The organism is Pseudomonas sp. GNP014 (assembly GCF_054344005.1).
The window spans coordinates 1,052,291-1,064,592 of sequence record NZ_JBTGUS010000001.1; the positions used below are offsets into that span (position 1 = coordinate 1,052,291).

A 12,302-nucleotide genomic window follows, 5' to 3' on the forward strand; every position below is an offset into this window, starting at 1 on the left:
GCTTCCTGCAAATTAGTAGCAATAGCTGCTGTCTTCAGCTGATTGCGCTTTCAATCGATTAAAATTTTTCAGGGCAGTTTCATTACCGTTATCCGCTGCCAAGCGATAGCAGGCCAGTGCTCTTGATAAATCCCGGGTTACTAGCCCTCCCGTTTCGAAGGAGTAACCTAAATAGTTCATTGCATCCGTCGACCCCATTGAGGCAGAACGAATAAGTTCTTTTTCGGCCTCATCGGGGTGTTGGCAAGCACCTTCTGCGGATGGGTTGTTTCCGTAACAATAAAATGTCGATAGAGAAGCTGCGCCATCCGCGAGGGTTGTTGCCGCAGCTTTGAAAAGCGACTCAACCTTGGCTGATTCCAACTGTGGTGCCATGCCAGAGAGGCTCAAACTTGCAGCATCCAAACTCGCCTGAGGATCCCCCGAAGCAGCGGCGCAAACATAGTTTTCCAACGCGGCCTCGAAAAACTCTCCTGTCAGATAATACTTTTCCAGTCCACCTAGACCTTCGAAACTCCGCGCGCGTTGATAGCAAATGCTCTCGGCCGTACTCATGGTCGGAGAACCCGATACAACAAGGTCTTTCTCACTAATCGACCAATCCTCAACACCTTCCAAAACCCAACACGCCTGGTGAGAAAAGTTAAAGATCTTGATGTTGCTGTTACCTGCACGCTTATCAACAACGTTGAAGTGACTGTCGTCAACGGCTTCGACTTCGACACCTTCTGTCTTACCTGTGGCTACGGGTGCCATCAGTGGAAAGGCCAATGTCGAGCTTTTGACTCCCGTCGTTTGCGGCTCAAAATTTCCGCTCTCCCCAGCAGGTTTCAAAACCAGCGACTTCACCGTCATCGCAGTCAACCGCTGCTGAATTTCAGCATTCGCAGAGAACGCCGGCAGGAACTGGGAAAAGTCCTCAGACGGACACTCATCCGCATAAGCTCTGCCATGAAACAGGCTCAACAGCGACGCGATGAAAACCGCCATCGCGACGCCATTGCTCTTCTCAAAAAAACCATTCATGTCGATCACTCAGAAAACACAAAAAAAGCCTTCGGCTTAACCTTCTCAGGCACCGCATTCCCCAACGCCTGATCCATCAAACTCCCCGCCTTATCCTTATCCGCCGCCCCCGGCAGCACCGGCGGTTTAATCCCGATGCCAGTACCCGACCCAGCCGAGCCCCCGGCATTGATCTTGATCACCGGCCCAACTACCGTAACCCCACCGCCATCCAGCTTGATAAAGCTCCCACCCCCAAGAATGGTCAGCTCCGTCCCCGCCTCAATAACAATCTTGTCCCCAGCCTTGAGGTGAATCTCTTTGCCCACACTGGTCAGCTGCGCAGTCCCCAGCTTCACATGCTGGTTCTGCCCAACCGTCAGGTGATCATCCAGCTTCGCTTCAATCTTACGGTCGGAGATCGTGGTGCGGTGTTCCTCGGCCTTCAGCTCGGTGTAGGTGTTCTTCACCACCGTGTCATGACGTTCATTCCCGACCCGAATCTTCTGGTCATGCTCAACGTTTTCATCCCAATCGCGCTGGGCGTGGATGTAGATCTGCTCCGCACCTTTCTTGTCTTCAATGCGCAGTTCGTTATACCCACCACCACCCGGTGAACTAAGCGTTTTGAACACGCTGCGAGTCTTGTTTGCCGGCAGTGCGTACGGCACCGGGTTTTCCTTGTGGTACAGGCAGCCGGTCACCAGCGGTTGGTCGGGGTCGCCTTCGAGGAAGGTGACGAGGACTTCCATGCCGACGCGCGGGATGCTGATGGCGCCGTAGCGGTCGCCGGCCCAGGAGCTGGAGACGCGCAGCCAGCAGCTGGTTTTGTCGTCGGCCAGGCCTTCGCGGTCCCAGTGGAATTGCACTTTGATGCGGCCGTATTGGTCGCAGTGGATTTCTTCGCCTTTGGGGCCGGTGACCATCGCGGTCTGGCTGCCGAGTACGCGTGGTTTCGGGTGTTCGAGGGCCGGGCGGTAGAACACGTCCCACGGGGTGGCGAGGAAGGTGTTGCGGTAGCCCTGGTGGAAGTCGTCCTTGTTGTCGGTGGTGTCGCTGGTCACGCCTTCTTCGAGGACTTGCGGCTGCTTACCTTCGTGAAAGATTTCGGTAAGCAGCCACAGGTCGTTCCACTCGCTGCGCGGGTGGTCGGACATGGCCATGAAGTGGCCGCTGACGAGTTTGGTCTGGTCGCCACGACCTTCGGCCTGGCGGTAGTCGGCGCGGTGGCGCTCGAGGGCGCGCTGGCTGAGGAACTTGCCGCGCGCGCGGTCGATGAAGCGGCCCGGGTAGTCGTAGTCTTCGAGATCTGGCTCAGTGCTTTCGCCATCGGGTCTGTAGGCCGCTTCCATTTGCAGACGCGGCTTTTCGAAGTCGTAGTCGCGGCGCGTGGTGCGGCTGGTGCGGGTTTCCAGGCGCAGTTTGAAGCCTTTGATCACCGGTTCTTCGGCGACCATGCCGCTGCCTTGCACGTACGCGGTTGGCTGGCCGAGGTCGGGGAACACGGTCTGGTCGTCGCCGAACACCAGCAGGTGGGCTTTTTCGCTGTGCTGGAAGTGGTAGTGAATGCCTTCCTCTTCGCACAGGCGCTGGACGAAATGCAGGTCGGTTTCGTCGTACTGCACGCAGTAGTCGCGATCCGGGCACGGCTGGCTGAGCTGGAAGCTGTAGGCGTTGCCCTTGATCCCGTGTTCGTCGAGGATCAGCGCGATGATTTTCGGCGCGGACATTTGCTGGTAGATGCGCTGGTTGGTGCGGTGATGCAGGTATTGCAGTTGCGGCACCAGCGAGACCTTGTAGCGGGTCAGGCGCTTGCCGGCATCGCCCTGGGCAACACGGTAGATCTGGCCGTGGATGCCTGAACCCTGCGGATCGAATGCGAGAAACGCCTGCTTGTGCAGGAGTTTTTCCAGGTCCAGATCGGGGTTTTCGCTGACCAGTTCGAGGTCGAAACGAAACGGCTGGCTGATGCCTTCGGTGCCGGTGAACGACAGCACTTGCAGGTCGCCGACGTAATCTTCGACCTTGAGGCTGAAGTGGGTTTCGTTAGCTGGGTTGAACATAAAGTGCTCCCTGTTCGAATGTCGTCCGTTACGCCCGAAGCCGCAGACGTTGCAACCAGGACGAAGTGGCGCCCAAAGCGTCACGCAATTGGTCGGCAGTGATGGTGCGCTCTGCCGCATTGAAGCTCAGCGCGGTTTTTAGCGCTGGCCAGCCGTGTTTTGGCAGGTTCGCCGGGGCTTGCAGCTCGCGCTCCAAGTGCTCGTCGCGGGCCTGGGTCGAGGGCAAGCGGCGGAACGGGTGTTTGCCGCTCGCCAGTTCATAGATCACGCAGGCCACGCCGTACACGTCCGCGCTGGCCGACAACGGTTGGCCCTCAAGCAGTTCGGGGGCGGCGTAGCCCGGGGTCCAGGCGTTGAAACGCTCGCGGCTCAGGTGTGGCAGACCAGGCAACACGCCTTGGTCTGCCTGGCCGAGACCGAAGTCGAACAGGCGCAGGCCGTCTTCGCTGAGCATGACGTTGCTCGGTTTCATGTCACCGTGCAGCACGCCGTGACGGTGGGCGTAGGCCAGCGTGTCGAGCAGCGGCAGCGCGATGTCGCGCGTTTCTTTCCACGGCAGGCCGAGGGGCCGCTCGCAGAGCAATTTGTCCAGGGTCAGGCCACGCATGTATTCCATGGTGATGAAGGCCCGCTGGCAGTCGGTGTCGACTTCAAAGGTGTGCGCACGCACGACGTTGTCGTGGCGCAGGCGTCGGGTCAGGGCGAACTCGCTGTAGAGCAAGGCACTGGCGTCCGGCGATTCGGCAAATTCTTCGCTGAGGATTTTCAGCGCAATGTAAGGATCGGGATCGCCGAACTGCTCGTGCAGCAGATCCCGCGCCCGATAGACCGCCCCCATGCCACCGGCCCCGAGCAGACGCTCGAGGTGGTAGCGACCGGCGAGTACATCCGGCAGTGCACCGATGCTGGCCTTGGTTGGCGCCAGCAACGGCTCGGCTTTGTTTGCCTTGGCGAAGGCGAAGTAGGTCAGGTTGTTGGCCTGCTCTTCGCTCATCAGCAAGTCATCGACTGCGGATTCGATTTCAGTCATTGGCGGATCACCACGGCCGTCAGGTTGTCCCGGGCGGCGCCACGCAGGGCGCCGTCGAACAGACGTTCCAGCGCCACGTGCGGCGCGCTGAGGCTGAGGGCGTTGCCGAGGGCATCGCTGCTCAGGCCCTGATACAAACCATCGCTGCAGAGCAAAAACGCATCGCCCGGATATACCTCGAGTTCGAGGACATCCAGGGTCAGTTGTTCGGCGGCGCCGACGGCTCGGGTCAACGCCTGAGCCGCCGGGTGCGCTGCCGCCTGTTCGACGCTCATTTGTTGCTCGTCGATCAGTTGCTGTTGCAGCGAATGATCCTTGGACAGCTGATACAACCGCTGCCCACGCCACATGTAACAACGGCTGTCGCCGGCCCAGATGCAGGCCGCGCGATTGCCTTCCACCAGCAGCGCCACGACGGTGCTGCCCATGATGCTGTCGTGGCGCCCGGCGGTGACCGTCAACTCCTGCCCCAAACGCCGGTTCAGCCAGTGCAGGCACTGGCGGATGGCTTTGAGGCGTTCGTCGAAGTCCTCGTGTTGCGGCAGTTCAGCCAGGCTGGCGACGATCAACTGGCTGGCGATGTCGCCACCCTGATGACCGCCCATGCCGTCCGCGACCACCCACAGCCCCTGCTGCGGATTGTCGAGGAAGGCATCTTCGTTGCGCGACCGCACCTTGCCCGGGTCGGTACGCGCCGCGCTGCGCCAGGGACTGGCCACCAGCATCAGAGCTGCACCGGCATACGGAAGGTGCGCAGCACGCCCATGTCGAACGGGTTCGGCGTGCGCTGGCTGGTCAGCAGGTAGTTGGCGCGCAGGCCACCCACGTCGGCTTTCAGCACCAGCACGTCGCGACCGGTCAGGTACTCGGTCTGCATCAGGTCGAACAGACGGAACAGCGACCATGGGCCGGAGTTCTTCTCGATGCCGATCGGACGCCCCGCCATCTTGTCCATCACCAGGCTGGTGCGACCGTCTTCAGCATCGGTCGGCCACTTGAACGACATTGGCAGGATCGGACCGTGGCGGTACTCCATGGTCTTGTCGCCGAACTTGAACTCGGAACGGCTCACGGCCGGGTCGAGGGTGTACGGCTCCAGTTTGAACTGCACGGTCGGCTCGGCCGGGTTGATCGAGAAGAAGCTCTGGCGAATCGTCAGCGCGGCGGCCATCTGGTCGAGGTACATCTTCGATACCGGCAGGCTGTGGCCATCGACGCTGCGCATCCGGTAGTTGCCCGGATCACCGCTGACGAACGGACGCATGTAGCTGTCGAAGAAGCGGTCGACGGTGCCTTGAGCCCGGAAGAACTCGCGGAAATCGCTGATCGCCACGTCACTGGTGCTGCTGGCGCTGAACGGATAACGCTTGTTGATGGTTTTGCCATACACGCTGTACAGCTCGTTCTGATAACGGCCGTTCAGGTATTGGTAGGCATCGTTAAGCACCAGACGCCACGAGTCTTCGGCCAGCACGTTGAACCACACGCTGAGCGGACGCGGCAGGCGACCCGAGGCAGCACGCAGGTTGGTCAGCGCATCACGCTGGCCGCTCATGCGGGTTTTCGCCATTTCGAACGCGGCTTGTTCCGGTGTACTGGAACGGGCCAGACCGGACAGTTGCAGCTGCAGGTCGTTGAGCGCGCTCAGCGCAGGGGTCAGGTCTGCCGCCGGGCCGTTGTTGTCATCGAGCAAACGATGCAGCGGTTCGAAGCGGCGTTGCAGCGACTTCTTCGCGGTGTCCGGCAGGGTCTTCGCCACGTTCAGGGCCGACGCCTTATCCGCTGCGGCGGCGGCAAGCTTGCCGACTTTACCCAGTTTGCCCTTCTGCCCAGCCAATGCATCGGCGGCATCACCGGCTTCATCCACCGGATCGGCGGCGGCCGGGAAGCGTGTGTTCTCGCGTACTTCAGTGAGCAAGGCCAGCACCGGCGAGTTGGCCGAGGTCAGGCCCGCCAGTTGCTCGGCGCCTTCACCGGCGTCGCTGATTGGCGGCAGGGCCACCTGGCCAACGGCTTCGCTCCAGTAGTTGGCGTAGTCGCGGAAGTACAGTTGCTCCAGCTCGACCATCAGGCGACGCAAGTCCATGTCGCTGATGCCCGCACCTTCGCCCAGCACCCAGTTGTCACGCAGGATGTCGGTGACCAGCGCCGAGCCCTGCACCGAGAAATACTGCTGATAACCGGTTTGCGTGTAGAAGCCCGGAATCACGTATTCGGTGCCGATAAACAGCGAGCCTTGTGGGCCGAGGTGTTGGCTGAAGCGGTAGTCCGGCAGGTTGCGCGCCTGCTCGCGGAGCATGCGATACACCACGGTGGCCAGCGATTCGCTGCGCAGGACCTGACGCGCCTGGGTCACCAACTGTTCGTTCAGCGGGTAGATAAACGGCTGCTTCAGCAGACGCTCCAGATGCGCGTTCAGACCGTTCTGCACCGCGGTGTTGCCGGTGTAGCGCTGCGACCAGTCAGTGGCGATCCAGTCCTTGAGCCACGCGGCATCGCGACGGTCCTTCATGTTCAGCATCAGGTACGCGCGCAGGCTGTTGAGCAGGCGGTCGCGGTCCTTCATGTTGGCGCGGATCTGCCCTTCGAGCAGGGTGGCAACCCGTGGCAGCAGTTGCTTTTCAAGCTCGCGCTCGTAAGCCTCTTTGACTACTGGATTGACGTCTTCACCCTGATACAGACCACCACGCTCGTGGTACGACACGTCGCCCTTTTTCGGGAACACCTGCGTCGCGGCGTAGCTGGTATCGAGGGTTTTCAGCGCGCCCATAGCGTCATCACGCGGGGACAGCGCCGAGCGTTGTTGCGTCCAGTTCTGCGCCAGATTGCGCAGGTTTTCCAGACGCTCATAGTTGGCCGAGAAACCGCCCGCCCAGAGCATGCCGAACAGCGCCAGTGCCGCCAGTGCGCCGACGTACAGAGCACGTTGGCCCCAGTTGATGCGGCTGCGTTCGCGCTTGTCCAGACCGGCCAGATCGGCCTCGGGGAAAATCACCTGGCTGAACAAATGGTGGATGAACCGCGAGCGACCGCTGCGCAGGGTCGGCAGCACACCGGCATTCACACCCAGATTCGCGCCGATGGCGGCAGCCGTCTCGTCCATTTGCTGAACCAGGTGGGGTGCGCTGGTCAGGTAGAAACCACGCAGTTGCGTGGCCCGCTGGTAACGGTTGCCGGTGAACGCCATGTCGACGAACAGGCACAGGTGCTCGCCGATCTGCCCCAGTTGATGCGGGAAATCGAGAATGCGGCCACGGCGCTGCGTGTCACGCTCGGAGTGCATGCGCATGATCACCTGGCTGTTGAGGCGACGCAGCAGTTCCTCGAACTCGCCGCGCAGCACAGCCACGTCGGTGCCAACCTGGTCCTTGCGGAAACTGGTACCCAACACCTGATCGCTTTCTTCGCGGGTCAGCTGATCGAAGAACTCGTCGAAGCCCAGCAGTTTGTCGGCCTTGCTCAGTACCAGATACACCGGCACGTCGACGTGCAGCTTCTGATAAATCTCTTGCAGGCGACCACGCACCTGGCGCGCCAGGGTGTCGATGTCTTGCTCGCTGCCACCGGTGAGGATTTCCACCGGGATGGTCACCAGTACGCCGTTCAACGGACGACCGCGACGACGCTTGCGCAGCAGCTCCAGCAGGGTGGTCCAGGCACTGCCGTCGACGTCTTTCTCGCCTTGGGTCATGTAACGTCCGGCGGTGTCGATCAGCACACCATGGTCGGCGAAGTACCAATCGCAATGACGAGTGCCTTGGGTGTCGCGGGTCAGCTTGCGGTCGATCTTGTTGATCGGGAATTCCAGACCGGAGAAATCCAGCAGGCTGGTCTTGCCGCCGGACTGCGGGCCGATCAACAGATACCACGGCAGTTCGTTGCGCCAGCGCTCGCTGCGGCCGCGATACAGGCTTGAGGTTTTCAGGGTTTTCAGCGCGTCTTTGAAACGCGCTTTCAACTCTTTCTCCTCGTCGTCGATCAGCTCTTCGCGGCGGATCCGATCCTGGCCATCTTCGGTGGCTTCGACTTCTTTCTTGCGTACACCGGCGCGCCAGCTGACGAAGACCATGGTCAGGCCCCAGATCAGGAACAGCACGGCGATGGTCAACAGGCGAGAGGTCGGGCTCTCCCAGAACTTGTAGTCATCGACCGCCAACAACGAGCCGACAAACCACACCAGCAGCGCCACGAACAGCACCAGCAGCAGGGTCCAGACCCAGGTCTGGCGCAGGAAGGCGCCGACTTTCTTGAAAAACTTTTTCATCACACGTCCCTGTTTACGGCTGCGACTGCGGTTGCACCGCGGCCGGATCAAGCGGCTGATAAGGTTGCAGAACGGTGTCGCGCTGCTCGCCCAAGACCCAGGCGAAGCCCGAATACATCACCACCAGACAGACGAAAGTGAACAGCACCACCATCCACGCCGGCACGATGCGCACCAGGTTGCGACGCTGATCGTTGAGGCCTTCCCAGTGCGGCGACAGCTCTCGCGGCACGTCGCCACGCAGTTGACGGATCTGGCGGTACAGGGCGTCACGGATGCCTTCGAGTTCGAGCATGCCGCGTGCCTGCACGCGGTACTTGCCCTCGAAACCGAGGGACAGGCACAGGTACATCAACTCGAGCATCGGCAGGTGCTTGACCGGGTTCTTCGACAAGCGATCGAGCAGTTGGAAGAACTTCTCGCCACCGAACGTTTCGTTGTGGAAGCTGCTGAGCAGGCTCATCTGCGACCATTCGCTTTCGTTGCCCCACGGCGTGGTCACGACGGCTTCGTCGACCACGGTGCAGAGCACGTAACGGGCGGCCATCACCTGGCTGCTTTCGGCGCCATTGTGCAGGGCGCGCACTTCAAACAGCTTGAGCCCGGCGGTCAGGCGCTCGTTGAGCGCGTACAGGTCTTCGCGGGTTTCGCTGTGCTTGAGGCGCACCACTTCCGACAGCAACTCGGACGAGGCCGCCACCAGCGAATTGAGGCTGATGTTGAACGCCTCCGCCGGACGCAGGCGCGCGGCGTAGATCATGCGTTCTTCCAGTTGCTCGAAACGCGGCGGCGCGGCGAAGTCGGTCAGCGGACTCGATGCCGGTCCGTGGCCCTGACGATCGAGCAGGACGGTTTTGTCGTCCTGGTTGTAATCCGTTTCCTTGATCATGTCGGTCAGTTCCTGATGGCCCAGAATTTCAGTTCAAGCTCGGCGAATTCGCCGGACACGTGGAACGCGAAGCCGCCGGAGCGCTCGAGTTGTGCCAGGTCTTCGGAACTGAGTTCGAGGATGAAGTAGGTTTTGTTCGAGTGGAACGCGATCTGCCGTGGAGCGACGGGCAATGGTTTGACCTTGATCCCCGGCAAGTGCAGGTTGACCAGTTGGCGAATGCGCTCCACCGGGCCGACCTTGAGGTGCGCCGGCAAGCGGTGGCGCAGTTCTTCGGAGTCGCAGTTGGCACTGGCCGCCAGCACGAACGACGCCGAGCCGAGCAGTTTGTGGTCGTGCAACGGCGACACGATGATGCCGTACTGACGCGCTTGCAGGATCAGCTCGATGGCGTGCTGTTCGAGCACCATCGACAGCACCTGACGGATCGCTTCCATCAGTTTGCGGAAGCTGCCGCCCTGGTCGGCGTGGGAGTAGCGGCTGTCCAGACGCGGACGTTTGCTCTCGCCGGAGAAGGTCGCCAGATCGCCGAGCATGGTCAGCAGCGTGCGGTACAACTCTTCCGGGTGCACCTGCTCCAGGCCGAGGTAGTGACGCAGCAGCAGTTCGGTGCGGTTGATCAGTTGCAGCATCATGAAATCGCCGACTTCCGCACCGCCAACCTTGCCGTTGGAGCGAATCCGCTCGGCAATCGTGTCGCCACGGTGGTTGAGCATGCTGATGACTTCTTTCAGGCACGACAGCAGGTAGCTGGAGGCGTGGGCCTGAATGTAGGTCGGCACGAAATCCGGATCGAGGCTGATCACGCCGTCGGGCGTGGTATCGAGCACGTCGCAGATCTTCAGCTTCACGTAGGCCTGATCGCTCTGCTGCTCGCCGAGCAACAGTTTGAAGTCCGGACGACCGCAGCTCACCTGACTGGCGGAATCGTCGCCGGCGTTGGAGTCGGCGACTTCGGCGTCGTACGCGGTGTAACGCGCCAGCACGTCGGACTGCTCCGGACGGCGCGCTTCGATATGGTTACCGGTGACCAGCGGCAGCGCCAGGTAGATCGGCGTGTTGCCGGTGTTCGGCGGTACGTCCAGGGCCAGCGGCTCGGTGTTGCCACCGAGTTCGAACAGGCTGCCGTCCGGCAGAATCCCCGAGGCTTCACTGATCACCAGTTTGCCCATGTTGAGGAACTGCAGGTCGATCTCCAGATTGAGGAAACCCCAGGTGTAGCCACCCAACAATTGCGTGCGGGTTTTCATCTGGTGATCGTAATAACGATCGTTGTGCTGGAAGTGCTGCGGACGCAGCAGCATGCCTTCCTGCCAAATGACTTTATGGGTATTCATGTTCAGTCATCCGCCTTGGCGAGCACTTGATGAGTGTTGCGGATGCCGGTCTGGTCCAGGGTCAGATCGACTTCGGTGACTTCCAGCGGCGTGATCTGCACCGTGTAGCGCCACTGGGTTTCCGGCAAATCGCGGTAAGCGGCGAGAACGCCGACATAACTGCTGCCCTCTTCCACCTTGAGTTTCATCTCCACGGTTTCACCCGGGCGCAGTTCGAGTTCTTCGCTGGCCACCAGGTCCGGGTTGAGGGATTCCTTGGCGCGCTCGTAGAGGCTGAAGAAATCCGCGTTCTCGAAGGTTACCGGGTGCTTGAGTTCGAACAGGCGCACGACGATTGGCGAAGGGCGGCCGTTGAGGTCCGGGTTGAGCTGATCGCTGCCGGTCAGCTTCAGGTTGATCTTGGTCACTTTCGAGTACGGCGACAGCGACGAGCAACCGGCGAGCAGCACCAGCATGGTGAGCGCAGTCAGCGTCTTGAAAAAAGCGGTCGAGCGGCGAGACATGCGCATCATCCTTGGTGGTCGGTGTGGAGGGTGGAGATCAGGCGGATCTGTTCTTCGTAGGCCTGGGCGAAGTCGCGGGCCAGCAGACGCTCGCTCCAGTCATCGTCCTGACGCAGTGCCTGGTGGTAGCGGCCGAACGCTCTCCAGCGTCCGCCCGAGGTGGCGATCAACGGCTTGTTGTCGCGCTCGAAACGCAGGGTCAACTGCTCTGGCGAGAAGTGCTCCAGCGTGCCGCGTACGGCGGCGCGGCTGGCGGTCAGCAGTGCCACCTGATGCGCCTGCAGATCGCGGAACGCGCGGGAGATGGCTTGCTCGGCCGGCAGGTGGCCGGGTTTGCTTGGCTGCAACAGAATCTCCAGTGCTTCGCTCGGATCGACGGCGAACTTCAGCGGGTTCTTGTTGGTGCCTTGCACGGTGGTCTGGGCCAGACGCAATTCGTTTTTCAGCTCCGAGCGGGTACGCAGGCTCTGCTGCAAACCGCCGATGCTCTGCCGCAGCAGGCGCGCGGCGTTCAGTGCCAGGGCTTCGCGTTCGTCGTGGCTCAGGCCTTTGACGTCCACACCCAATGCGGCCCCGAAGTGCTCCCAGAAACCTTCGCTCTGACGCTCGACGGCTTTCGGTGCCGGAGCGGGTTCAGGTTCGGCAGGCGCGGCGATCAGCTCCGGCACCATCAAGCTTTCCATGTCGATACGTGCGTAGTCGGCACGCTGGCGGGAATCTTCCGGCTTGGTGTTCGGCGCCAGCAACTCGTCGATTTCCGAGTAGACGCGCTCTTGCTGTTCGAGGGCGTTGAGCGGGTCGAGATCGAGGAACGCGTCATCGGGAATGATGCTGCCGGCAGCACGCGGACGGCCGACTTCCCCGTCGAAGGTCGCCGGGTCACGCACCAGGCGCGCGCGAATTTCGAAGTCGCCGAGCACGTAAGTGCTGCCGTGCTCGATCCGCACCGGTTCGCCCTTGTGCAGACGTGCTCCGCTCGAACCGTCCTGCACGCCGTTGCTGCTGGTGTCGGTGAGGAAAAACGTGCCTTCGCGGTAGCTGACAATCGCGTGGTGATTGGACAGGTGACGCTTGCGGTCAGGGATGATCCAGTCGCAGTCCTCGCCCCGCCCGATCACGCCGCCGGCCTGTTTAAAGGTCTTCTGGCACAACTCGGTGGGCACGAACTGCTTGGTGTTCAGCATTTCGAAAACCAGTTCCATGTTTGATGC

General features: G+C 61.2%; 9 protein-coding genes. All 9 read right to left on the bottom strand.

All coding sequences use genetic code 11. The features are described 5' to 3' along the window. Nucleotides 1-12: 12 nt before the first annotated feature. From ACXX9E_RS04940 to tagH, 9 genes are read right to left on the bottom strand one after another with little or no spacing between them, the layout of a single operon-like run. Nucleotides 13-1,026: a tetratricopeptide repeat protein gene (locus tag ACXX9E_RS04940; RefSeq protein ID WP_429541604.1), complete on the bottom strand. Its 1,014-nt coding sequence runs from the start codon at nt 1,024-1,026 to the stop codon at nt 13-15. Nucleotides 1,027-1,031: 5 nt separating this feature from the next. Then, complete coding sequence (locus tag ACXX9E_RS04945) at nt 1,032-3,068, bottom strand: type VI secretion system Vgr family protein (RefSeq protein WP_458555105.1); 2,037 nt, start codon at nt 3,066-3,068, stop codon at nt 1,032-1,034. Nucleotides 3,069-3,096: 28 nt separating this feature from the next. Beyond that, the gene (locus tag ACXX9E_RS04950) at nt 3,097-4,098 is read right to left on the bottom strand and encodes a serine/threonine-protein kinase (protein WP_458555106.1); all 1,002 of its coding nucleotides are present in this window, start codon (nt 4,096-4,098) and stop codon (nt 3,097-3,099) included. After that, nucleotides 4,095-4,823: a PP2C family protein-serine/threonine phosphatase gene (locus ACXX9E_RS04955; RefSeq protein WP_128615661.1), complete on the bottom strand. Its 729-nt coding sequence runs from the start codon at nt 4,821-4,823 to the stop codon at nt 4,095-4,097. Before ACXX9E_RS04955 ends, ACXX9E_RS04950 begins: the two co-directional genes overlap by 4 nt. Beyond that, nucleotides 4,823-8,362 (bottom strand): type VI secretion system membrane subunit TssM, encoded by a 3,540-nt coding sequence (tssM, locus tag ACXX9E_RS04960; RefSeq protein WP_458555107.1) that lies wholly within the window; start codon nt 8,360-8,362, stop codon nt 4,823-4,825. The genes ACXX9E_RS04955 and tssM overlap by 1 nt, the downstream gene beginning before the upstream one ends. A 13-nt stretch (nt 8,363-8,375) precedes the next feature. Next, nucleotides 8,376-9,251: a type IVB secretion system protein IcmH/DotU gene (icmH, locus tag ACXX9E_RS04965; protein ID WP_016985783.1), complete on the bottom strand. Its 876-nt coding sequence runs from the start codon at nt 9,249-9,251 to the stop codon at nt 8,376-8,378. A gap of 5 nt (nt 9,252-9,256) precedes the next feature. Next, complete coding sequence (gene tssK / locus ACXX9E_RS04970) at nt 9,257-10,588, bottom strand: type VI secretion system baseplate subunit TssK (RefSeq protein ID WP_123469904.1); 1,332 nt, start codon at nt 10,586-10,588, stop codon at nt 9,257-9,259. Between the two features lie 2 nt (nt 10,589-10,590). Further along, nucleotides 10,591-11,091 (bottom strand): type VI secretion system lipoprotein TssJ, encoded by a 501-nt coding sequence (tssJ, locus tag ACXX9E_RS04975; protein ID WP_458555108.1) that lies wholly within the window; start codon nt 11,089-11,091, stop codon nt 10,591-10,593. Nucleotides 11,092-11,096: 5 nt separating this feature from the next. Beyond that, complete coding sequence (tagH, locus tag ACXX9E_RS04980) at nt 11,097-12,293, bottom strand: type VI secretion system-associated FHA domain protein TagH (RefSeq protein ID WP_123469908.1); 1,197 nt, start codon at nt 12,291-12,293, stop codon at nt 11,097-11,099. Between the last annotated feature and the right edge of the window lie 9 nt (nt 12,294-12,302).

Excerpts from the sequence above, each read along its gene's own strand:
- ACXX9E_RS04940 (WP_429541604.1), bottom strand. The coding sequence starts at position 1,026 with ATGAATGGTTTTTTTGAGAAGAGCAATGGCGTCGCGATGGCGGTTTTC.
- ACXX9E_RS04945 (WP_458555105.1), bottom strand. The coding sequence starts at position 3,068 with ATGTTCAACCCAGCTAACGAAACCCACTTCAGCCTCAAGGTCGAAGAT.
- ACXX9E_RS04950 (WP_458555106.1), bottom strand. The coding sequence starts at position 4,098 with ATGACTGAAATCGAATCCGCAGTCGATGACTTGCTGATGAGCGAAGAG.
- ACXX9E_RS04955 (WP_128615661.1), bottom strand. The coding sequence starts at position 4,823 with ATGCTGGTGGCCAGTCCCTGGCGCAGCGCGGCGCGTACCGACCCGGGC.
- tssM (WP_458555107.1), bottom strand. The coding sequence starts at position 8,362 with ATGAAAAAGTTTTTCAAGAAAGTCGGCGCCTTCCTGCGCCAGACCTGG.
- icmH (WP_016985783.1), bottom strand. The coding sequence starts at position 9,251 with ATGATCAAGGAAACGGATTACAACCAGGACGACAAAACCGTCCTGCTC.
- tssK (WP_123469904.1), bottom strand. The coding sequence starts at position 10,588 with ATGAATACCCATAAAGTCATTTGGCAGGAAGGCATGCTGCTGCGTCCG.
- tssJ (WP_458555108.1), bottom strand. The coding sequence starts at position 11,091 with ATGTCTCGCCGCTCGACCGCTTTTTTCAAGACGCTGACTGCGCTCACC.
- tagH (WP_123469908.1), bottom strand. The coding sequence starts at position 12,293 with ATGGAACTGGTTTTCGAAATGCTGAACACCAAGCAGTTCGTGCCCACC.